The organism is Bacteroidia bacterium, from assembly GCA_016218155.1.
Classification (GTDB): domain Bacteria; phylum Bacteroidota; class Bacteroidia; order Bacteroidales; family GWA2-32-17; genus GWA2-32-17.
Window position 1 is genome coordinate 130,281 of the sequence record JACREQ010000032.1, and the last position, 23,400, is coordinate 153,680.

The 23,400-nt window shown below is 29.2% G+C and carries 26 protein-coding genes and 1 pseudogene; all 27 read left to right on the top strand.

Annotated features, from left to right (window positions below):
• The first annotated feature begins 7 nt into the window (after positions 1 to 7).
• Complete coding sequence (locus HY951_05230; protein MBI5539440.1) at positions 8 to 511, top strand: response regulator; 504 nt, start codon at positions 8 to 10, stop codon at positions 509 to 511.
• Between the two features lie 138 nt (positions 512 to 649).
• The gene (locus tag HY951_05235) at positions 650 to 2,266 is read left to right on the top strand and encodes a DUF3494 domain-containing protein (GenBank protein ID MBI5539441.1); all 1,617 of its coding nucleotides are present in this window, start codon (positions 650 to 652) and stop codon (positions 2,264 to 2,266) included.
• Positions 2,267 to 2,538: 272 nt separating this feature from the next.
• Positions 2,539 to 2,685: a hypothetical protein gene (locus tag HY951_05240; GenBank protein ID MBI5539442.1), complete on the top strand. Its 147-nt coding sequence runs from the start codon at positions 2,539 to 2,541 to the stop codon at positions 2,683 to 2,685.
• Positions 2,686 to 2,692: 7 nt separating this feature from the next.
• Positions 2,693 to 2,836, top strand: a complete 144-nt coding sequence (locus tag HY951_05245) for a lmo0937 family membrane protein (GenBank protein ID MBI5539443.1) — start codon at positions 2,693 to 2,695, stop codon at positions 2,834 to 2,836.
• A 54-nt stretch (positions 2,837 to 2,890) separates the two neighbouring features.
• Positions 2,891 to 3,703: a DUF4239 domain-containing protein gene (locus tag HY951_05250; GenBank protein MBI5539444.1), complete on the top strand. Its 813-nt coding sequence runs from the start codon at positions 2,891 to 2,893 to the stop codon at positions 3,701 to 3,703.
• A 38-nt stretch (positions 3,704 to 3,741) separates the two neighbouring features.
• Positions 3,742 to 4,212 carry a hypothetical protein gene (locus HY951_05255; GenBank protein ID MBI5539445.1) on the top strand — a complete coding sequence of 157 codons (471 nt, stop codon included), beginning with the start codon at positions 3,742 to 3,744 and terminating at the stop codon, positions 4,210 to 4,212.
• Positions 4,213 to 4,405: 193 nt separating this feature from the next.
• The gene (locus HY951_05260; protein MBI5539446.1) at positions 4,406 to 4,600 is read left to right on the top strand and encodes a general stress protein CsbD; all 195 of its coding nucleotides are present in this window, start codon (positions 4,406 to 4,408) and stop codon (positions 4,598 to 4,600) included.
• 20 nt (positions 4,601 to 4,620) lie between these two features.
• Positions 4,621 to 5,414, top strand: a pseudogene (locus HY951_05265) (ABC transporter permease).
• Positions 5,415 to 5,418: 4 nt separating this feature from the next.
• The gene (locus HY951_05270; protein ID MBI5539447.1) at positions 5,419 to 6,204 is read left to right on the top strand and encodes an ATP-binding cassette domain-containing protein; all 786 of its coding nucleotides are present in this window, start codon (positions 5,419 to 5,421) and stop codon (positions 6,202 to 6,204) included.
• Between the two features lie 3 nt (positions 6,205 to 6,207).
• Entirely contained in the window at positions 6,208 to 7,161 is a 954-nt protein-coding gene (locus HY951_05275; protein ID MBI5539448.1) for an MCE family protein, read from the top strand.
• Complete coding sequence (locus HY951_05280; protein ID MBI5539449.1) at positions 7,151 to 8,020, top strand: LEA type 2 family protein; 870 nt, start codon at positions 7,151 to 7,153, stop codon at positions 8,018 to 8,020. Before HY951_05275 ends, HY951_05280 begins: the two co-directional genes overlap by 11 nt.
• Positions 8,021 to 8,140: 120 nt before the next feature.
• Positions 8,141 to 11,131, top strand: a complete 2,991-nt coding sequence (locus tag HY951_05285) for a DUF3494 domain-containing protein (protein ID MBI5539450.1) — start codon at positions 8,141 to 8,143, stop codon at positions 11,129 to 11,131.
• A gap of 30 nt (positions 11,132 to 11,161) precedes the next feature.
• On the top strand, positions 11,162 to 12,103 hold the full coding sequence (locus HY951_05290; GenBank protein ID MBI5539451.1) for a type IX secretion system membrane protein PorP/SprF: 942 nt from the start codon (positions 11,162 to 11,164) through the stop codon (positions 12,101 to 12,103).
• 20 nt (positions 12,104 to 12,123) lie between these two features.
• Entirely contained in the window at positions 12,124 to 14,145 is a 2,022-nt protein-coding gene (locus HY951_05295; protein ID MBI5539452.1) for an OmpA family protein, read from the top strand.
• 95 nt (positions 14,146 to 14,240) lie between these two features.
• Positions 14,241 to 15,083: an ABC transporter permease gene (locus HY951_05300; protein MBI5539453.1), complete on the top strand. Its 843-nt coding sequence runs from the start codon at positions 14,241 to 14,243 to the stop codon at positions 15,081 to 15,083.
• Positions 15,080 to 15,856, top strand: coding sequence for an ATP-binding cassette domain-containing protein (locus HY951_05305; GenBank protein MBI5539454.1), 777 nt, complete (start codon positions 15,080 to 15,082; stop codon positions 15,854 to 15,856). Before HY951_05300 ends, HY951_05305 begins: the two co-directional genes overlap by 4 nt.
• 23 nt (positions 15,857 to 15,879) lie before the next feature.
• Positions 15,880 to 16,608: an MCE family protein gene (locus HY951_05310; protein MBI5539455.1), complete on the top strand. Its 729-nt coding sequence runs from the start codon at positions 15,880 to 15,882 to the stop codon at positions 16,606 to 16,608.
• A gap of 37 nt (positions 16,609 to 16,645) precedes the next feature.
• The gene (locus HY951_05315; GenBank protein MBI5539456.1) at positions 16,646 to 18,484 is read left to right on the top strand and encodes a hypothetical protein; all 1,839 of its coding nucleotides are present in this window, start codon (positions 16,646 to 16,648) and stop codon (positions 18,482 to 18,484) included.
• Positions 18,485 to 18,496: 12 nt separating this feature from the next.
• Positions 18,497 to 19,402 carry a YihY/virulence factor BrkB family protein gene (locus HY951_05320; protein MBI5539457.1) on the top strand — a complete coding sequence of 302 codons (906 nt, stop codon included), beginning with the start codon at positions 18,497 to 18,499 and terminating at the stop codon, positions 19,400 to 19,402.
• 106 nt (positions 19,403 to 19,508) lie between these two features.
• Positions 19,509 to 19,694, top strand: coding sequence for a CsbD family protein (locus tag HY951_05325; GenBank protein ID MBI5539458.1), 186 nt, complete (start codon positions 19,509 to 19,511; stop codon positions 19,692 to 19,694).
• Between the two features lie 93 nt (positions 19,695 to 19,787).
• On the top strand, positions 19,788 to 20,216 hold the full coding sequence (locus HY951_05330; GenBank protein MBI5539459.1) for a hypothetical protein: 429 nt from the start codon (positions 19,788 to 19,790) through the stop codon (positions 20,214 to 20,216).
• 40 nt (positions 20,217 to 20,256) lie between these two features.
• Positions 20,257 to 20,895, top strand: coding sequence for a PorT family protein (locus HY951_05335; GenBank protein ID MBI5539460.1), 639 nt, complete (start codon positions 20,257 to 20,259; stop codon positions 20,893 to 20,895).
• A 104-nt stretch (positions 20,896 to 20,999) separates the two neighbouring features.
• Entirely contained in the window at positions 21,000 to 21,158 is a 159-nt protein-coding gene (locus tag HY951_05340) for a lmo0937 family membrane protein (protein MBI5539461.1), read from the top strand.
• A 23-nt stretch (positions 21,159 to 21,181) separates the two neighbouring features.
• Entirely contained in the window at positions 21,182 to 21,439 is a 258-nt protein-coding gene (locus tag HY951_05345; protein MBI5539462.1) for a YtxH domain-containing protein, read from the top strand.
• A gap of 101 nt (positions 21,440 to 21,540) precedes the next feature.
• Entirely contained in the window at positions 21,541 to 21,882 is a 342-nt protein-coding gene (locus HY951_05350) for a phage holin family protein (GenBank protein ID MBI5539463.1), read from the top strand.
• Between the two features lie 8 nt (positions 21,883 to 21,890).
• Positions 21,891 to 22,274 carry a hypothetical protein gene (locus HY951_05355; GenBank protein ID MBI5539464.1) on the top strand — a complete coding sequence of 128 codons (384 nt, stop codon included), beginning with the start codon at positions 21,891 to 21,893 and terminating at the stop codon, positions 22,272 to 22,274.
• A 35-nt stretch (positions 22,275 to 22,309) separates the two neighbouring features.
• Complete coding sequence (locus HY951_05360) at positions 22,310 to 23,392, top strand: AI-2E family transporter (GenBank protein MBI5539465.1); 1,083 nt, start codon at positions 22,310 to 22,312, stop codon at positions 23,390 to 23,392.
• The last annotated feature ends 8 nt before the right edge of the window (positions 23,393 to 23,400 follow it).

Here is a 23,400-nt window from a genome sequence, read left to right on the forward strand (position 1 = left end):
ACAAATTATGAAACTAAAAAATCAAATTAATATTTTTATTGTAGAAGATAATCAATTATTTCTTCTCACATTAAAAGCTGACATAGAAAATACTTTTGTAAATATGCCTATTCGAATATACAGCTTTGCAACCGGTGAAGAATGTATGGAACGATTTAATGAAAAAAATCCTCAGATAGTTATCTTAGATTATCATCTAAATACTAAAAATCCATTAGCTTCAGATGGCATTCAAGTTTTAGATTTGATAATAAAGGAAAACCCTGATACTAAAGTTTTAATTTTAACAGGCGATGATAATGTTGATATAGCATTAAATTCATTTAAGCATGGAGCTTCAGATTACATTGTTAAAACTGATACGCAATTCAGAAAAGTAATTTATTCATTATTTAATTTTTTTAATTTAATAGAAGCCAAAAATGAAACAAGAAAATATAAGTTTATTGCAATTATTTTGTTCGCATGTCTTGCTTTATTAATAGGAGGATTAATAGTTTTGGGTGTTTAAATAATAAAAATATATTTTTAATTATTTAAACAATGTGTGAATCATGTAACTAATTAATAAAGTTATGTAACAATATAGTTAGTGAAGTAAAGCAACTTTGTTTAGTGAAAACTCATTCACTAATTAAACTATCAAAAAATGAAAACTCAACTACTAAATGCATTAATTTTATTAATGCTTGTATTAATTCCTGCAATAAATTTTGCACAAGCTCCTCCTTTGGGAACTGCATCTGAATTTGTGCTTTTTTCTACTGATGGAGCATTAGTGAATACTGGCATTTCTCAGCTTACCGGTAATGTGGGAACAAATAATGGTTCTATTGGTGGATTCGGAAATGTGAATGGTGTTATGAATAACGCAAATGGTGCAAGTGCACAATGTGCTGCTGATTTATTGATTGCATATAATCAACTTAACAGCACTGTTCCAACTTTTTTTCCTGCTCCTTTATTAGGTAATGGACAAATTTTGATTCCTGGAGTTTATTCAATTTCTGGAGCAGCAACACTTAATTTAGACATTACTTTAAATGCACAAGGTAATGCAAATGCTGTATTTATTTTCCAAATTCAGGGACCTTTATCAACAAATGCAGATGCAAAAGTTAAATTAATTAATGGTGCATTAGCATGCAATGTTTTTTGGAAAGTTGAAGGTTTGGTAAGTATGGCTTCTGGAACAACTATGAGAGGAACAGTTATAGCAAACAATGCAGCTATTAATATGAACAGTGGCGATACCCTTGAAGGTAGAGCTCTTACTACAGCTGGTGCAATTAATATTGATGGTGTTCTTGCTTATACTCCAACCGGTTGTGGAAGTCCTGTTTTAACAGGTCCATCTGCAGCTAATCTTGGATCTACAGCATGCTATGCAGTGTTTTCAGCTAACGGCTCTGTTACAAATTCGGGTATAACAAATCTTACTGGTGATGTTGGTACAAATGTCGGTCTCACAACTGGATTTGATGCATTAACCGTTTTAGGTTCTATTCACCCAATTCCAGACGTTTCTACAGCAGCATGTGCAGCAGATTTAGGTAATCTTTACACTTATCTTAACACTTTGCCTTATGATATTGAGCTATTATACCCTGCTCAGTTTGGAAACAATCTAGTATTAACACCTCATACATATATTATGAATGCTGCTACTGTTTTTACGGATACTCTTTATTTAGATGCAAGAGATAATGCAAATGCTGTATTTGTTATCCAGATTAACGGAGCCCTTTCTACAAGTACTTATTCAAAAGTGCTTTTGATTAATGGAACACAGGCAAAGAATGTTTTCTGGAAAGTTGATGGCGCAGTAAGTATAAGTGATTATTCAGTTTTTAACGGAACAATTATTTGTAACAATGGTGCAATTGACTTAACAACCGGAGTTCATATCAACGGTAGAGCTCTTACTACTACTGGTACTTTAACAACAGCATCTGTAACTGTAAATATGACTCCAGGATGTATTACAGGAATAGATGTTTTAGAATTAAATAACAGCAATGAAATTGTAACAATTTTCCCAAATCCTATAAGCTCTTCAACATCAATTATGATAAATGAATTATCGAAAATAAATAATGCAGAATTAAGAATCTATAATGTATTAGGAGCTGAAGTTTTAAACATTAATGTTACAAAGCAATTAACCGTTATTGAAACTGGTAATTTAATTTCTGGAATTTATTTCTATAAAGTTATAAATGAAAATAAAATTATTCAATCAGGTAAGTTAATCTCAAATCAATAATAAAATCTAATATTATAAATCCTCTGTTCTTATTTTATAAGGATGGAGGATTTTTTATTTTATAAATTAATATGTGAATAATATAAGTAATATTTAAAGTTGTGTAACGTATTAAAATTATTAAACCAGAACTTTGTAACAACAAACTATTATTGAAATAACTCAAATGAAAACAAAAAAAAATAAAGACTCTTTAAAAAAAAGGAGGAAATAAAATTAAACGTAAAAATTCAGCGGATTTTACCGATCCTGAAATTAATACCGATAAAACAGTGTCAGATAATGATGCAGACAAAACAGTTAAAAGAAAAAGTTTTGAGAAAACAAAATTAGAAATAAATCCTGATTCCACAGGTATAGATACTAAAGCTGATAAAACAAAAAAAGAAAAATTTCCAGAAACAGAAAAAAACAAATAAGAAAATCATGGGAAATATACTTTATTTAATAGCAGTAATATTAGTTATTATATGGGCAATAGGATTCTTCGGTTACAACGTCGGTGGGATTATACATGTATTATTAGTAATTGCTTTAATCTCTGTAATATTAAGAATTATTAAAGGTTAAAAATATTATATAATAAATTCTGTCTCATTTATTTACAAAACGTAAAATTTTAATATGGCTATTACTTACTACATGCTTCAGATACCTCCATTTTTATTTTTTATTTTAATTGTTTCTTTTGGTGGAATATTTGCTGCATTGACTACTTCTTTATTCCGAAAATATATAAGAGTAAAAATATTACGGTCACACAACGAAGTAACAGGCTTTCTCTTTTTAGCTATTTCTAGTTTTTACTCATTGTTACTTAGCTTTACAGTATTTGTTGTATGGGATCAATTAAACTCAACACGAAGTAATGTTAGCAAAGAGGGTAGTTCTGCCATGAGCTTATACAGAGATATTAAATTTTATCCTGATACAGTTGAATCAAAACAGTTAATGATGGTTTATCTAGATTTTGTATACAATGTTATTGATGAAGAGTTTCCTGATATGGAACATATGAAGCTAAGTCGTAAAACACCAGAATCATTTAATAAAGTGTTTTATAAGATGGAACATCTTAATCCTAAAAATCAATATCAAATACAGTTGGTAGCTCAAATGTTTAATCATTTAAACGAACTTGCAACATACAGGGGACTTAGAATTTCATCAATGGAAACAGAAATACCCCCACCTATGTGGTTCCCAATTATATTAGGAGCAGTTATAACTTTATTGTGTGCAATGCTACTTGACATTGAACACGCTCGCATGCATGTGTCACTCAATGCATTTCTGGGTATTGTTATTGGAATGTTATTTTTTATAATTATTATACTTGATCATCCATTTACAGGTAGCTTGAGCCTTAAACCAAAATCTTATAGGCAAATATTTACAATGGAACAGTTAGCAAATGAACATTCTTTAGAAAAATAAATAGAATCTAAAAAAATAAAATTTTAAAAAAGAAGAAAATGAATAAATATATTTTCCCGAAAGTAGTGTTAGTTAGTTGTTTCTTAATTACATTGCTTTCATGCGAGTCACGCGAACAAAATAAAGATGATGCATTTGATATGGTTAAAGAAGAAAAAATGCTTTCAAATGATAACTATATTTTTAGTAAAGAAAAAATTAAAGTGCCAATTAAAATAGAACAAAATGCAAATAATGATGAGTGGATAAAATTTAAAAATGAAATTGAAAAGAGAATCATGATTAATGTAAAGCTGATTAAAGATATTAAAAGCCTTACTGGTACTAGTAAATATCTATTCAAAAAAATTATAAGTTTAGAGAAAGATAATTATGATTTGAGAAATCAAATGGAAATATATAATGAGGAAGTAAATGCTAACTTAAAAAGATTTAAATTACTTATCAATTCTGATGTTGATAATATAAGATTAGAGCTAAGTAATCTTTCAGAGGGTATTGAAAAATAGAAACAGTCAGAATGTTAAGGTATTTAGAAAATGAAATTATTATATTAAAACATCTATTATTTGTTAAATAAATGTGTGAATGTTGTAAGTTATTTCAATAGTTATATAATACAATAGAGTTGAAAGTACTGCAACTTTGTAATATCAAATTTATAGTAATATCCCATTATTTTAGGGATCTAATATTCAAAAAATGAACACGAAATTAGAAGAAGAAAGCTTTATCGAGAAAAATGAAAAGCTTGATGAAAAAGTTTTTCTAACAAAGGAGAATGACCTACAGCAGGAGGAATTGAAAAATGATGAAAGGCTAGAAAAACTTCAAGCCAGACTAGGTAAATCAAAAGAAGAAATAAAAAAAATCATTAACGCACTTCATTCTTCTTAAATTAATTTGCATTAGAAATTGTGAGAAAATCTTTTTTAAATAAATATTTATTTTCCAAAAGTATTGATCAATTCTTTATTGATGTTAACAATACATACAAATTTGTACTTCGCTTTTTTAAGGAAGCGTTTAATTCTCCATTTTATTTACGTGAAATTATAAATCAATGCTTTGAAATAGGTGTAAAATCCCTTCCATTAATAACTCTTACGGGTTTTATAATAGGTATCGTCTTTACTCAACAATCAAGACCTTCTTTATCAGAATTTGGTGCACTTCTTGGTTGCCTTCGTTAGTGTCTATTGCAATTGTCAGGGCACTTGGGGCTTTAGTTACAGCATTAATCTGTGCCGGGAAAGTTGGTTCAAGCATAGGTGCCGAATTAGGTTCAATGAGAGTTTCCGAACAAATAGATGCTATGGAAGTTTCGGCAATAAATCCATTTAAATATTTAGTCGTAACACGTGTAATTGCAACAACTATTTCTATTCCTATATTAGGCTTATATTGTAGTGTTGTTGCACTTTTGGGCTCATATTTTAATGTTCACTCATTTGAGGCAACAAGTATAATTAGTTTTTTTAATAATGCATTTTCTACAATTACATTTTTAGATCTTTTATCATCACTTTTAAAATCCATGGTTTTTGGATTTACTATTGGAATAATAGGAACTTATAAAGGATATAATGCAATTAAAGGAACATGGGGAGTTGGTAGAGCAGCAAATCAAGCAGTTGTGCTTGCAATGTTTTTGATTTTTATAGAAGAAGTTGTAATTGTTCAAATGGCTAATTGGATTAGATATTATTAACAAAATGGAAAAGCAAATTACAATATCAAATCAGGAAGCTATTATTTCTATCAAAGGATTGTATAAATCGTTTGGTGAATTAGATATTTTAAAAGATATAAACCTTGATGTTTTTAAAGGTGAGAATATTGTTATACTTGGTCGTTCAGGTGCAGGAAAATCTGTTCTTATAAAGATTATTATTGGCTTATTGTTTCCTGATAAAGGAATTGTTACTGTTTTTGGTAAACAAGTAGATAAATTATTAGGTAAAGAATTAGACATTCTTCGTTTAAAAATTGGATTTTCGTTTCAGAGTAGTGCATTATACGATAGTATGAATGTTAGAAAAAATCTTGAGTTTCCGTTAACAATTAATAGAACAAAATTAACAAGATTGGTAATTGATAAAACTGTAGAAGAAGTATTAGATGCAGTTGGCTTACTCGATAAAATTAATGAAATGCCATCAGATCTTTCAGGTGGACAAAGAAAAAGAATAGGAATAGCTCGAACATTAATTCTTAAACCAGAAATAATGTTATATGATGAACCTACATCTGGATTGGACCCTATTACTTCAGCAGAAATAAATAAATTAATAAATGAAGTTCAGGAAAAATACAATACAACTTCCATAATTATAACTCATGATCTTACTTGTGCTAAAGAAACTAGTAACCGAGTAGCTATGTTGTTAGATGGTAGCTTTGTTAAAGTAGGCAAATTCAATGAAGTATTTGATCCCGATAGCAATCGGGAAAACAACGAACAAATAAAAAGTTTTTATAATTATAATTTTATACAATAAGTCATGAATGAGTTATCTAAAAGTCGACCCGTAGTAGTTGGTGTTTTTATTTTTATTGGAATTATATTCCTTATAGGTGGAATCATGATTGTTGGTAATTTGCATTCAACATTTACTAAGAAGATGTCCATATCAACTGTTTTCGGTGATGTTAATGGTTTGCATTCTGGAAATAATATTTGGTTTTCCGGAGTTAAAATCGGGACAGTTAAAAAAATTGAGTTCTACGGAAAATCACAGGTAAAAGTAATTATGCATATCAACATCGAATCCAAACAATATATACGAAAAGATGCAAAAGTTAAAATTAGTACAGATGGGTTAATTGGAAATAAAATTCTTGTAATCTATGGAGGAACTTCATCTGCAGCAGAGATAGCCGAAGGCGATATGCTTAATAATGAAACAATGTTATCTACAGATGATATAATGGCAACTTTTCAGCAAAATAATCTTAATGTTTTGGCTTTAACAAATAAAATGGCAAAAGGTGAAGGATCTATTGGGAAACTTATGAATAATGATTCAATCTATTACAGTATTTATGCTACTACAAATGCTCTTCAAAAAGCTTCGGTTAATGCACAAAAACTCCTTGCTTCTTTAGAAAAATTCAGTGAAAACATGAATAAGAAAGGTACCTTGGTAAATGAATTAACAACAGATACAACAGTGTTTAACTCATTAAAAAAATCTGTTTTTAAATTGAATAGTATAACTGATACTGCAAATATATTTGTGAATAATATTAAAAGAGCAAGTGATAATACTAAAAGCCCTGTTGGAGTATTATTGTATGATGAGCAATCAGGTGATAATTTAAAATCTACAATCAGTAATTTAAAAACTAGTTCTGAAAAATTAGACAAAGACCTTGAAGCGCTTCAGCATAATTTTTTATTACGTAGATATTTTAAGAAAGAATTGAAAAAAAGTAAGAAATCAAATGAAAAATAAAATTATAATTACTATACTTATAATAATTGCTTTTTTACTTATTTGTGGTACAGTTCTTTTTGTGTTCAGAAAAAAGATTGTTGAGCATTTTATACCAACAGTTCAACAGATTGGTGAAATACATGTTGTTGTTAAAAATGATACTGCTTATATAAATTCAAAACTTGTAGTTAGGAATAAATCATTTTATAAAATCAAAATTGATTCGATAAAATACAAAGTTTCATTATTCGATAAAGTGTATTTGAACAATCAAAAATATTTAGGAGTAGCATTACAAGCAAAGGGAGTAGATTGTATTAATTTTTCGTTAAAAATACCTTATAAAGCTATTTTAAATGATTTAAGTATAGAAAGAAAAAAAGGCGATAGTGTAAGCTATCAAATAAATATTTTTCTTCAATATTCAACAGTTCTTGGTAAAGTAGAAATTCCAATAGAAAAATCAGCATTGATTAAAATACCACAACCACCAGAAATAAATATTATTGAAATAACATATAGTAAAATTGGAATGAAATCTATTCTAGCTAATGCGAAAGTAGAAATAATTAACTATAGCAATGTAAACTTATCTATAAAAGATATTAGTTATACTATGAGTATTTTAAAACGTGGTAAATTAAACGGAAATCTTAAACAACAAGTTAATATTAAACCAAACAGATCTACATTTATTAATCTTCCAATTGAAGTCAATCTCAAAAATATAGGGAAAATATTTTTTGAAGTAATTTTTAATAATGATAATTATGATTATACATTAACTCTTAATGCAATTTTAGAATCTACTTATCCAATTAAGCAGTCCTTTTCTTTAGATATTGTTAAGACTGGACAAATGGAATTGAAGAAATAATGTTTTATATTCTAAACGTGTGAATTATATAAGTTATTTCGAAAGTTCTGTAACACATTACCTCTTCAACTTACTCACCTTTGTATTGTGAAAATATTTTCACTAATTAAAACATTAAAAATGAAACTCAATTTATTACTTATTATAACAGTAGTTACTCTATTGTTTTTTCCGAAAGTAAATTTCGGACAGGTGATAAGCCTAGGTCCTGATGCCTCAAAATTTGTACTATTTACTTCCTCTGGGGCAGTAGGTGACAATGCCAGTGCACATTCACATATTACTGGTGATGTTGGAACGCTTACGGCTGGTCCTATGACAGGGTTTGGCAATATAGATGGTATAATGCATCCTGGTGTTGATCCTGCAACTACTGCTTGTGAAATAGATTTACAAGCTACGATTGCTCAATTAAATAGTAACCCTGCAACTTTAGTTGGTCCTCTTGCGTTAGGGAGCGGTTTAACTTTAACTCCTGGAATTTATTCAATCCCAGGAAATGCAACACTTACACTAGATCTTATTTTAGATGGGCTAGGAAGTGCAAATGCCGAATTTGTTTTTAAAGTTGCAGGAACATTCTCAACCAATACTCTATCCAGAGTGAGATTAATAAATGGTGCAAAAGCTTGTCATGTATTCTGGAAAATTGATGGTGCTGTTACTATGGCGTCATTAACTACTATGAGAGGAAATATTATTAGTGGTGGCTTAATAAATATGGGTTCTGGTGATTCTTTAGAAGGAAGGGCTTTCTCAACACCTGCCGGAGCTATTACTATTGATGGAATTACAGCATATATGCCTATTGGCTGCGGTAGCCCTATTCTTACAGGACCACCTGCGGTCGATCTTGCTTCTCTATATTGTTATACAATATTTTCAAGTATTGGTGCATTAGATGGTAATTTATCATCTACTTCCATTGGTGATGTTGGAAATGCCGGCGGTGGCTCTGTTACTGGATGGACAGCGGGTAATGTAACAGGTACCCTTCACCCTACCGGTGATCCTTCCACAATGTTAGCTGCTACAGATTTAACAAATGTATATAATACTTTAAATGCAATGATTCCTGATATTGAATTACTTTATCCCGTCTTGTTTGGACGTAATTTAGTACTTACACCTCATGTTTACCTTATGAGTTCAGGTGGTGCATTTGGACCTGCAACATTAACTGATTCACTTTACCTTGATGCTCAAGGAAATTCAAATGCAGTTTTTGTTATAAAAATTACAGGTGGTGGTCTTACAACAAGCGTTAACTCAAGAGTTAAATTAATTAACGGAGCACAGGCTAAAAACGTATTTTGGATGATTGATGGCGCAGTTGAGATTAGTGATAATTCTATTTTCAGAGGAAATATTGTTGTGTCGGCTGGTGCAATAAATTTAAGATATACTGGAGTTGTACTTGAAGGCAGAGCTCTTTCTATAAATGGTGCAATTACTACTGCAGGTTTAGCTGCTGCTATGACTCCTGGTTGTGGAGCTCCTTGTGTTCCAACTATTACAAATAATCCTCAAACAATATGCAATGGAGGAAGTTATACATTTAATGGAAACATTTATACATTAGCAGGTAATTATAATGATACACTAACAGCAATAGATGGTTGTGACAGTATAATTGTTACTCAACTTTCAGTTTCTCTTTTATTAATAACAAATAATCCCCAAACAATATGTAATGGTGGTAGCTATATATTCAATGGAAATACATATATTTTAGCTGGCAATTATAATGATACTCTTACTTCAATTAGTGGTTGTGATAGCATAATTGTAACTCAACTTTCTGTATCTCCATTATTTACAACAAATAATCCACAAACAATATGTAATGGTGGTAGTTATATCTTCAATGGAAACACATATACTTTAGCTGGTAACTATAACGACACCCTTATTTCAATTGCTGGCTGCGACAGTATAATTGTAACTCAACTTTCTGTTGTCCCTTTTTATACTACTAATAATCCACAAACAATATGTAATGGTGGTAGTTATATCTTCAATGGAAACACATATACTTTAGCTGGCAACTATAACGATACCCTTATTTCAATTGCTGGTTGCGATAGTATAATTGTAACACAACTTTCTGTTGTGCCTTTTTATACTACTAATAATCCACAAACAATATGTAATGGTGGAAGTTATATTTTCAACGGAAATACTTACACTTTAACTGGTTACTATAACGATACCCTTATTTCAATTGCTGGTTGCGATAGTATAATTGTAACACAACTTTCTGTTGTGCCTTTTTATACTACTAATAATCCCCAGACAATATGTAATGGTGGAAGTTATATTTTTAACGGAAATACTTACACTTTAGCTGGTAACTATAATGATACCCTTATATCTATAAATGGCTGTGACAGTATAATTGTAACTCAACTTTCTGTTGTTCCTTTTTTCACTACAAATAATCCTCAAGCAATATGCGATGGAGTTAGTTATATATTTAATGGAAATATTTACACTTTAACAGGGAACTATAATGATACTCTTTTATCTGTTAATGGCTGTGATAGTATTATTGTAACTCAGTTAACAGTAAATCAAATACCTGTTTCTGCTGCAAGTAGTAATTCTCCTGTATGTATTGGTAGTGCAATTAATTTAAGTACTTTATCAATTGCTGGAGCTACATATAGCTGGATAAATACTAATGGATATACTTCAGTAAGCCAAAATCCAATAATTTCTTCCGCTTTAGCTACCGATGCAGGTATTTACACTTTGGTAGTTTCAAATAACGGATGTTCTTCAATCCCATTAAATATTACAGTTGTAGTTAATGATTGTGATACTGTTGATTTCTTTATTCCTGAAGGATTCTCTCCAAACGGTGATGGCATTAATGACTTATTTGTTATAAGAGGAATTGATAGATTTCCTAACAATGCATTTGAAGTTTTTAATCGTTGGGGTAACAAAGTATTTGAAGCAAATTCTTACTTAAATACATGGGATGGTACAACCACATTTGGAATACGAGTAGGTGGAGATAAATTGCCTATTGCAACATATTTTTATGTACTTGATTTAGGTGATGGCTCTAATGTTTACAAAGGAACAATTTATCTTAATCGGTAACAATAAATAAAATTTAATAATAAAAACAAAATGAAAACATTAAATAAAATATTAGTAGTATTGACTTTATCCATTGGAAGTCTAACTGCCTATTCTCAGCAAGCTCCAATGTATACTCACTATATGTACAATACTTTAATGATCAACCCTGGTTATGCCGGAAGTAGAGATGCATTAACAGTTACTGCGCTTCATCGTTCCCAATGGGTTGATTTTAAAGGTGCTCCAAGAACTCAAACATTAACATTACATACTCCTTTAATAAACGAGCATATTGGAATTGGAATGTCTGTCTTAAATGATAAAATAGGACCTGTTAATAATACAACAGCACTTGTCGATTTTGCCTATATTATGAAACTTAATGAAAAATCAAAATTAGCACTTGGTTTAAGTGCAGGAGTTAATGTTTTTCAGGCAAATTTAAATACACTGCAGTTAGATCAACAACTTGATCCAGTATTTCAGACTAATATAAATAATAAAATAACTCCAAATTTCGGTTTTGGTGCATATTACTACAGAGATCGTTTTTATGCAGGTGTATCTGCACCTAATTTGATCCAAAATAGTTATACAGTAGCAAATCAATCAGGCGAGAATATAATGATAGCAAAGGAACAAAGACATTATTTCTTTATTACCGGTGCATTGTTTAATTTATCAAATAACCTGGCATTTAAACCTACAGCGTTTATTAAATTAACTCCTGCTGCTCCAATTCAAGCCGATCTTACTGCATCTTTTGTAATAGCTAAGAAATTATTATTAGGTGTAATGTTTCGTACTGGAGATGCTTTTGGAGGTCTAATTGGATTTGATGTTACCGAGCAATTACATTTAGGTTATTCATATGATTGGTCTTATGGTCTTAGAACATTTAAGTATAATCAGGGCAGTCATGAAATAGTTTTACGATATGATTTTATCTATTCAAGTAAAAAGCAAATTCATTCTCCAAGAAATTTTTAACAAATTAAAATATAAACAAAATGAAAAATATATTTATTCCCTTAGTTGTTTTTACAGGGATTAGCATTAACATAAGCGCACAAGAAAAGGCAGTAGAAGAGGTTTATGGAGAAAGAAACTTAATGAAATATTCTATTAGTGACAATGTAGAAAAATCTCACAAAGAATTAAAAGGCGATAAGCAATCTTTCAATTACTCATACGATAAAGCTATTGAGAAATATACACATACTAAAAATTTAAGTGTTGAGGGTCAAAGAAGGCTAGCTGAAGCATATCATAATACTGTGCAAAACATAGAGGCAGAAATAGCTTATTCTAAGTTGATTAATAGAAACGAAGAACTGTTTCCAGAGGATTATTATAATTATGCTATGGTTTTAAAAGCAAATGGCAAATATGAAGAATCAAATAAATGGATGATAAAATTTAGTGATTTAAAACCGACAGATTTGCGAGCTATTAGTTTTACTGAAAATTCAGGTACTTATTCTAATTTGATAAATGACAGTAGTAGATATCTTATAACACATATGGATATTAATACTCTTGCCGATGATTTTGGTTCAGTTTATTATAAAAATGGTATCGTGTTTTCGTCTACAATATCAAAACCTAAAATGATTGTTAGAAAATATAATTGGACAGGAAAGCCATTTTGGGATATGTATGTTTCAGATGTAGAAGATGGACAATTAAAAAAACCAAAGAAATTTGATAGAGGTTTAAATAAAAAATTTCATGATGGCCCAGCTAGTTTTAGTAACGAAGGTAATTCTATGGCATTCACTAGAAATCATTATAATGATAAAAGTAAAGACAAAGTGGTAGAACTTCAAATTTGGTTTAGCAATTTTAAAGATAAAAAATGGTCAAAACCTGAGCCTTTTATTCTAAATAGCTTTGATTATTCGGTTGGTCAACCCTCTTTAACTTCTAATGGAAATACAATGTATTTTACAAGTGATATGTCTGGTGGTTTCGGTGGTTCAGATATTTATAAAGTAACAAAAAATGAAAAAGGCGAATGGGGAAATGCAGTAAATATGGGAAATAAAATAAATACAGAAGGCGATGAAATGTTTCCATTTTTTGAAGAAAAAAATGAAGTTTTATTTTTTGCATCAAATGGACTTTATGGATTAGGTGGTTTGGATATTTTTATGTGCCCAATGATTGGCTCAAAACAAGGTAAAGTATATAATGCAGGTGCTCCATTAAATTCACAATATGATGATTTTGCAGTAATTTCAGATAATAATTTAGCTAAGGGTTATTTTACATCTAACAGAAGTTACGGTAGTGGTGGCGATGATATATATTCTGTTGCTTTTAATTCGTTAGAAATTGGAAAAAAAATAATTGGAAATGCATTAGATATTGATAGTAATTTGTTATCTAATACTTTTATCAAATTAATTGATGAGCAAAGTAATTTTATTGATACTGTAACAACTGGAAGTGATGCTGCATTTAGTTTTTTAGTGGAATCAAATAAAAATTATAAAATATTTGGAAAAAAAGAGAATTATAAAGAAGGTGATAGTATTGCAAGTACATTTGGAAAAGAGTTTATTGTAAAAGCTGATGTAATTCTTCTTAAAAAAGAAGAAACTATTATACCTAAAACATTTGAAGAAAAACTTGAAGTAGGTAAGGATTTGGGTAAGATATTAGAGTTTGATCCTAAAACAATATATTTTGATTATGGCAAATATAACATTCGTCAGGATGCTGTGGCTGATTTAAATGAAATTGTTAGGGTAATGAATGAATATCCAGAAATGACGATTGAATTGGGATCACATACTGATTGTAGAGGAACTGAAAAATTTAATCAAACATTATCTGAAAATAGAGCTAAATCATCTGCTAGCTATATTAAATCGAGAATAACAAAGCCAGAACGTATTTATGGCAAAGGATATGGTGAAACTAAATTAGTAAATGCATGTTCTTGCGAAGGTACTGTTGTTTCAGAATGTTCAGAAGAAGAACACCAAAATAACAGACGTACAGAATTTATAATTATTGTAAAATAATTATAACAATATTAAAAAACGCCATTCTTAATGAATAGGCGTTTTTTTTTAATAATAACTATGAAAAGTTACTTAACATGAAAATTATGTAACATATGAAAAAATTTACTCCTGTTATAAAAGCTAAAGTTTTTGCAAAAACCCAATCAATAAAACTTAGTGATAAAACAATAGCCAAAACAGTAATAGCAAGTAATATTTTGACTGATATTGCAGATGTGTTTTTGTTTATTTCACAAATAATAAAAGAAACATTTTCGCGAAATTTTGAGTTCAAAGAATTTTTACGTCAGTGTTTTCAAATTGGATATAAATCTTTACCACTCATCTCAATTACAGGAACTATTATGGGATTAGTTCTTACAATCCAATCACGACCAACACTTATAAATTTTGGTGCAGTAACAATGCTCCCCGGAATGGTTGCTGAATCTTTAATAAAAGAAATGGGTCCTGTAATAACAGCACTAATTTGTGCAGGCAAAATTGGATCTGGTATGGGTGCTGAACTTGGTTCGATGAAGGTATCCGAACAAATTGAAGCAATGGAAGTGTCCTCAACTAACCCAATGCGTTTCTTAGTTGTTACAAGAGTTTTGGCAGCAACATTAATGATACCTGTATTAATATTATATGCTGACGCACTAGGAATATTTGGCAGCTGGGCTGGAGCAAATATAAAAGGCGATGTTTCATTTTATTTATTTTTTTCACAAGCATTTAGTCATATCACATTTTTAGATTTCTTACCAGCTGTTATTAAATCATTTTTCTTCGGAGCCGTGATAGGTTTGGTAGGTTGTTACAAAGGATACAATGCAGGGCGTGGAACAGAAAGTGTGGGTATTGCTGCAAATTCTGCTGTGGTGTTAGCTTCATTAATGGTTATTATAGTTGATTTAATTGCAGTACAAATTACTGATATGCTTGTAATATGAAAATAGAAAGTGTAAATAAATCATCTTTAAAAACTTTAAATGATGATGATGTAGTGATTGAAATAATTGATCTTAAGAAATCATTTGGCAAACAAAATGTACTGACTAATGTTTCATTAAAACTATATAATGGCGAAAACCTTGTTGTACTTGGTAAATCAGGAAGTGGGAAATCGGTTTTAATAAAGTGCATAGTTGGGTTATTAAAATTTGAAGGTGGAACAATAAATGTTTTTGGACAAAATGTTGCTTCCTTAAATAGAAAAGAATTAAGTGAAATGAGGCAGAAAATAGGCTTTCTATTTCAATCTGGTGCGTTATATGATTCAATGACTGTAAAGCAAAATCTTGAATTTCCATTACGAAGATTAAAAAAGAATTTAAATGAAAAAGAAATTTCAGAAAAAGTTAATGAAGTATTAGAACACGTTGGTTTAGCAGACACTTTAAATAAAATGCCCTCTCAACTTTCGGGAGGTATGAGAAAACGTATAAGTTTAGCTCGTACTATTGTTGTTGATCCTTTGATAATGCTTTATGATGAACCAACAACAGGCCTTGATCCCATTACCTCTGATGAAATAAGTGAGCTTATTTTAAATGTTCAGAAAAAATATAAAACATCATCCATTATTATTACTCACGATATTAAATGTGCTCATAACACAGCAAATAGAATAATAATGTTAAAAGATGGTGAAGTCTATCTGGAGGGAAATTTAGACTTTTTCGAAAATTCATCGGATTCATTAGTAAAATCATTTTTTAATTAAAGAAGTAATTAACAATATAAATTATGGATACGCATACACAAAAATTTAAAATACGATTAGGACTATTTGTTGCAATAGGATTTGCAATATTTATGATGGCAATATTTATTATTGGAAAACAAAAGAATTTGTTTAATCCGGTATTTAATCTTAATGCAACATTTTATAATGTTAGTGGATTACAAGTCGGAAATAACGTTCGTTTTTCGGGTGTTAATGTTGGCACAGTTGATAATATCATTATTATTAATGATTCAACCGTTAAGGTTGATATGCTTATAAAAAAAGAAGTAAAACAGTTTATTAAATCTGACTGTGAAGTTGTAATTGGATCAGAGGGCATTATTGGCGACAAGCTTTTAATAATTACACAGGGAAGTTTTAATGCCCCTTTAGCTATAACAGGCCAACAACTAGAATCTATCGAGCCAGTCGAGACTGATGCTATTTTAACAAGTTTGCTTGTGACTGCATCAAATGCTGAAATTATTTCGCAACAATTATCAGAAATTATGTCCAAAATAAATAGTGGCAAAGGTACGCTTGGTCGATTAATTCAAGATTCTACTATTGCAGAAAACATTAACATGACAATTGTTAATCTTAAAAAGAGTAGTAAAGGATTAGACGAAAACATGGATGCGGTTAAGCATAATTTTCTATTAAAAGGGTTTTTTAATAAAAAGTCTAGAGAAGCCGCTAAACTTAGAAAAGAGGCTGAACAAAGCAGAAGAAAAGCAAACAAGAAATAATTTGTAATAAGAATGTTTATTCATTCAATAATATTAAATGCAAAAGTGGTTAAAGATTATTATTGTTTTAATTTCAACATTATGTTATAATTATGTTGTTGCACAAAATATTACTGTTAACTCTGATTCTTCTAATATTTATAACAAAATTGAAACCTACTCTAAACGTCACAATTTTACAAAGTTTTTATATAAAATAGTTTTTAGACCTGTTGTTTCGAGTTCTCAAATACCAGAAGTTTTTATAAAAGAATTTGTAATAGTGAAACAACATTCATTTGTCAATTTTGAAGGAAAAATAATAAGACATATTTACATTCAAACTCTGGATCCGTTTGGATATTCGATTTCAAAACCATTAGTAGAATCAAAAAATATTATTTTTAATGCAGGAAATAAATTACATATAAAATCCCGGCATTTAACAATAAGCAATTTATTGCTAATTCGTAAAAATCAAATATTCGATTCACTGCTTTTAAAAGAGTCGGAACGATTAATTAGAAGTAGTGGATTTGTTAGGGATGTTTCGGTATTTGTTATTGCAACATCAAAACTATCCGATTCAATTGATATATATATTCGTGAATTAGATAAGTGGAGTATTATACCGAATATTGATTTGTCTTCCTCAAAACTAAAAATAAACATAGTAGAAAAAAACTTTTTAGGATTAGGCCACGAATTTAAAAATGCTTTTACGTGGTATCATACAACAGGTAAAAATTCCTATAATACAAGTTATTATATTCCTAATATCAATAATACATTTATAAACTCAACTTTACATTATAATTCAGATGAATTTAGGAATTACAGCAAAAGTTTTGCACTTGACAGACCATTTTTTTCCTCATTTACAAAGTGGGCAGCAGGATTTAATTTAGCACAACAATATAGCGAATATATAATAAATTCAGGCGATTCACTTTTATTTTGGCAGAAACTTAAATTAAACATACAAGATTATTGGGCAGGTAATGCAATGCAAATATTTAAAGGAAAATCAGAGACTAATCGTACAACAAATTTTATTACTGCTATTCGTTTTTTACGAACACGGTATATAGAAAAACCGATAGGATTGTACGATTCACTTAGGGTATTTTCGAATGAGGACTTTTATTTAACAAGTGTTGGAATTTCAATGAGAAAATATGTACAAGATAAATATATATTTAAATTTGGGGTTACTGAAGATATTCCAATAGGAAAGGTTTTTAGTCTAACTGGAGGTTATCAAAAAAAGAATACAAATCGCTTTTATGTAGGATCAAGATTTTCATTAGGTAATTATTTTAATTGGGGATATCTTAGTTGTAACATAGAATACGGAACTTTCTTTCGTGCATCTAATGCCGAACAAGGTATAATTAATGCGAATGTAAATTATTTTACAAGAATTCTTGAAATTGGAAATTGGAAAATCAGACAATTTGTAAAATCACAAGTTACCATTGGAGTAAATCGTTTACCAAATGAAAATATAACAATCAATGATGGCTATGGCATTGATGGTTTTAATAGTCCTGAACTAATAGGAACTAAACGTATATTATTCACATTACAAACACAATCTTATGCCCCCTGGAATTTTATTGGATTTTGTTTTGGCCCATATCTTAATTATTCAATTGGTATGTTAGGTAATGAAACAAAAGGGTTTATTAATAATAAAATTTACACTCAAATTGGAATAGGTGTTTTAATTAAGAATGAAAATCTTGTGTTAAATACCTTTCATGTTTCTGTATCATTTTATCCTATCATTCCAGGAAATGGAATAGATATATTTAAAACAAACTCATTCAAAACAAATGATTTTGGTTTAAGAGATTTTGAAATCGGAAAACCAGATGCAATCAGATATCAATAATTATATAATGTTATGAAAATATTAATAGTTCCCAAAAAGATAATTTACCTTTTAAAAGAAACAACAAATGAATTTATTGATGATAATGCCCTTAAATTAAGTGCAGCGTTATCATATTACACTATTTTTTCATTACCCCCTTTGCTCATTATTATAATAAGCTTATGTGGATATATTTTTGGTGCAGATGCTGTAAATGGTGAAATATTCGGACAAATAAATGGAGTTATAGGAAACGATGCTGCACTTCAAATTCAGAATACAATAAAAAATGTAAAACTTTCAAACAGTAATGCGTTTTTTACATCAATTGGTATAATCATTCTAATTATTGGTGCATCTGGAGTTTTTTCTGAAATTCAAGATTCTATAAATTTTATTTGGGGAATAAAAGCAAAGCCTAAACGTGGTTTTATAAAATTTATAAAAAATCGTCTAATGTCATTTTCTATGATTGGTTCAGTTGGTTTTTTATTGTTGGTTAGCTTAATTATAAATTCATTTATTGAAATTCTAAATAAAAAATTATCCGCGTTTTTTACATATGATTCAATTATTGTATTCTATGTTATAAATTTACTTACAATCTTTATTGTTATAACTATTTTATTCACTATAATATTTAAAACACTACCAGATGGAAGAATTGCACTCAATGATTGCTTGATTGGTGCATCTTTTACTTCTTTTTTATTTATGATTGGCAAATTTGCTATTGGATATTATATAGGCAAAATAAGCATAATATCAGCATATGGAGCTGCTGGTTCTGTTATCCTAATACTTGTCTGGATTTATTATTCAGCAATTATTCTATATTTCGGTGCCGAATTTACAAAAGTGTATGCGCATACACATGGAAAAAAAATAATTCCTAACAATTATTCTTATAAAATTGAGAAAATAATTTATAGTTAATGTGTGAATCATGTAAATTAATTTAAAAATTCTGTAATACATTCTAATCCTTTGTTGCTCAACTTTGCTTAGTGAAAATTTATTCACTAAAATATAAATTAAGAAAATGAATACAACAGAATTAAAAGGAAACTGGAATGAGCAAAAAGGCAAGCTTAAACAGAAATTCGCAGAATTAACAGACAATGATCTAATGTTTATTGAAGGCAAGAAAGAAGAAATGCTAGGTAGACTTCAAATAAAATTAGGCAAGTCAAAAGAAGAAATGCATAAAATTATTGAAAGTCTATAATCTTGTGTTTTTAAATAGTATTGTTTAATATGAATATTGTTAAACATTAGTTATTTTAAATTAGAAATAAATTAAATCTTAAATATAAACAAAATGAAAAAAACAATTTTTATCTTAGCTATAACAGCATTTATAGCAGGAACAATTTTAACAAGTTGCCAATCATCAGCAAAAAAAGTAGCTAACGCACAAGATGACGTTATTAAAGCTAACGAAGAATTAAATAAAGCTAATCAAGAATATCTTGAGGATATTAAAAGCTATAGAAAAATAACAGCTGAAAACATTGTTGCTAACGAAAACAACATTGCTGAATTTAAAGCAAGAATTGAAAAAGACAAGAAAAATGCAAAATCTGATTACAAGAAGAAAATTGCTTTGCTAGAGCAAAAAAACAGTGATATGAAAAAGAAAATGGATGAATATACAGATCAGGGTAAAGAAAACTGGGAAATATTTAAAGCCGAATTTAATAACGAGATGGATGAAATGGCAAAAGCGTTAAAAGAATTGCAGTTTTAATTTGACGATAGAATAAATATATTATTAAAATAAAAACAAAATGAAAAAGTTATTTTTATTATTCGCAGTAGTTGCTGGTTTGTCTTATTTAGGTACTGCACAGGAAAACGAAACTGATTTTCGTGAAAAAGTCCAATTTGGTGGCAAAATAGGTTTAAATTACTCAAACGTATATGATGCAAGGGGAGAAGAATTTAATGCTGATGCAAAATTTGGATTAGCAGCTGGTGGATTTGTGTCTATTCCATTAGGAAAATATTTAGGTGTTCAACCTGAAGTTTTATTTTCTCAAAAAGGATTTCAGGCAACAGGTGTAATTTTAGGTAGTACTTATAAATTTACTAGAACAACAAGTTACATTGATATACCTATATTTTTTGCATTTAAGCCCAGTGAATTTATTACAATTCTTGGCGGTCCACAATATTCGTACTTAATAAAACAAAGAGATGTATTTGGAAATGCTACAACAAGTATTGCTCAAGAGCAAGAATTTGAGAACGATAACATTCGCAAAAACACTATGTGCATTTTAATTGGAGCTGATTTTACAATAAAACATATTGTTATAGGTGCTAGGGCTGGATGGGATTTTCAGAATAACATCGGAGATGGAACATCAACAACTCCTCGATATAAAAATGTTTGGTATCAGGCAACTTTTGGTTACAGGTTTTAATGCCTAGCTTAATGAGCATTTGCGAAAATTGTTAGTTGGAAAAGCAAATGTTTATTAAGCAAAAAACAGAAAAGATAAATTAATTGTAATAACAAAAAAACATTATGGGAAACCTACTTTATTTCATAGCAGTAATTCTTCTAATATTTTGGGTGATCGGGTTCTTTGCATTCAGTGTAGGAAGCATAATACATATACTCCTCGTTATTGCACTTATTTCAGTAATCCTACAAATTATTAGAGGTAAAAATTTTAACAAATAATCTTATAAAAAAACAATTTAAAAATGGAAAATTCAAACAGTTCAATCAAAGTAATTGGAGCGTTATTGATAGGCGCTGCAGTTGGTGGTGCATTAGGTATTTTATTTGCTCCAGCAAAAGGTTCAGACACTCGTAAAAAAATTTTAAAAAAGGGTGGTGATTATACAGATGAAGTTAAAGATAAATTTAATGAATTTATTGAAGAGATCACTGAGAAATTTGAAAAAGTAAAGGAAGATGCTGCGGATTATGCTGAACAACAAAAGGCAAAATCTGAATAATATAATAGTTAGAATTACTCTGAGACTTTTTTTCTCAGGGTATTCTAGCTGCTATTATTGTTAGTAAAAGCAACGATGTTTTAACCAATTATAAAAAAAATATGGAAGATAATGCAAAATTAGTCGAAACACTATTAAAAAAAGCGACAGAATATGCTAAAACAAGTTATGAATTAGCTAAACTTAAAGCACTTGATAAGATTTCAGATATTTCATCTATTTTAATAGTAAATTCATCAGTAATGTTATTTTTTGCCTCTTTCCTGATATTTTTAAATTTTGGAATTTCATTTTGGTTAGGAGAAATTTTAGGTAAAATATATTATGGGTTCTTTGTTGTAGCGGCTTTCTATGTTTTAATAGGAATAATATTACAAATCTTTTTTAATAAATGTTTAAAAAAACGTATTCGCAATTTTATAATTAAACAAGCGCTTAAATAATTGTTATTATGCAAAAAAGAACTTCAACTACTGACCTTAAGGATGCCATTCAACTTTTAGAATTTGAGCAAACTATTAAATTAGAACTTTTAAAAGAACAATTTCATATTACTTATGAAAGTTTAAAGCCAGTAAATATTATTAAAAATACAATAAGGGACGTTGTTAAGTCACCTAATTTAGTTGAAAATGTATTAGGTACAGTTATCGGCATGGCTACCGGATATGTTTCAAAAAAAATATTTATAGGTACTTCAGGTAATGTTTTCAGAAACCTATTAGGTTCCTTGATACAATTTGGAGTAACAACTGTTGTTTCAAAAAATTCGGATGCAATAAAATCAGTAGGTCAGAATTTGATAAATAGTGTTTTCAAAAAAAGAGAGCAGTAAAATCTTTTAATGTGAATATAGATAAAGATTTTAAAATGCCTTTTTATATTAAGGCAACAATATTTTTAATAGGCTTATTTGCCTTAATTGCCATATTGTATATCCTTCAAGGCATTATTGTGCCTATTGTATTTTCTTTAATTATTGCTATAGTATTACACCCTATAGTTAATTTTCTTGTTCTTAAAAAATTTAACAGAGTTTTAGCAATTGTTATAACTTTAAGTTTTACCTTTATTATAATTTCTGCATTTAGTGCTCTTATATTTTCACAATTAAGTAGGTTTAGCGATTCGTGGCCTGTATTAGTTGATAAAATAACATTGCTTTTAAATCAAACCAGTACCTGGGCATCAGGTTATTTTGATATTAACCCAATAAAAATTCAGGAATGGATATTAAAAACAAAAGCAGAACTAGTTAATTCAAGTAGTGCAGCAATTGGAAAAACATTACTAACAATAGGTAATAGTATAGTAGTATTGTTTTTGGTACCTGTTTATGTTTTTATGTTATTATTTTATCATCCTTTATTAATCGATTTTATTCGTAAGCTTTTCGTATCCACTAATCAAGGTAAACTCAGTGAAATAATCTCACAAATTAAAACAGTAATTCAACACTACCTTATAGGATTAGTCATAGAATTTGTTATTGTAGCGATACTAAATTCTATTGCACTATTATTACTTGGTATTGATTATGCCATTTTGTTAGGTATTATTGGGGCTTTGCTTAATCTTGTTCCTTATGTTGGAGGATTAGTTGGAGTAGCATTGCCAATGACGATCGCCTTAGCAACAAAAGATACCGCATGGTATGCTATTTACGTTCTTATCTGTTATTATATAATTCAATTAATTGATAATAATTATTTAGTGCCCAAAATTGTTGCTTCAAAAGTAAAAATAAATGCACTATTCTCAATAATAGTTGTAATTGCAGGAAATGCTCTTTGGGGTATTACTGGTATGTTTTTATCAATTCCACTCCTTGCTATTATAAAACTAATTTTCGATCATATTGAACCATTAAAGCCTTGGGGATTTTTGTTAGGAGATACAATGCCTCCAATTTTAAAAATTAAACCAATTTTTAAGAAAAAAACAGCTAAATAGTATATAAT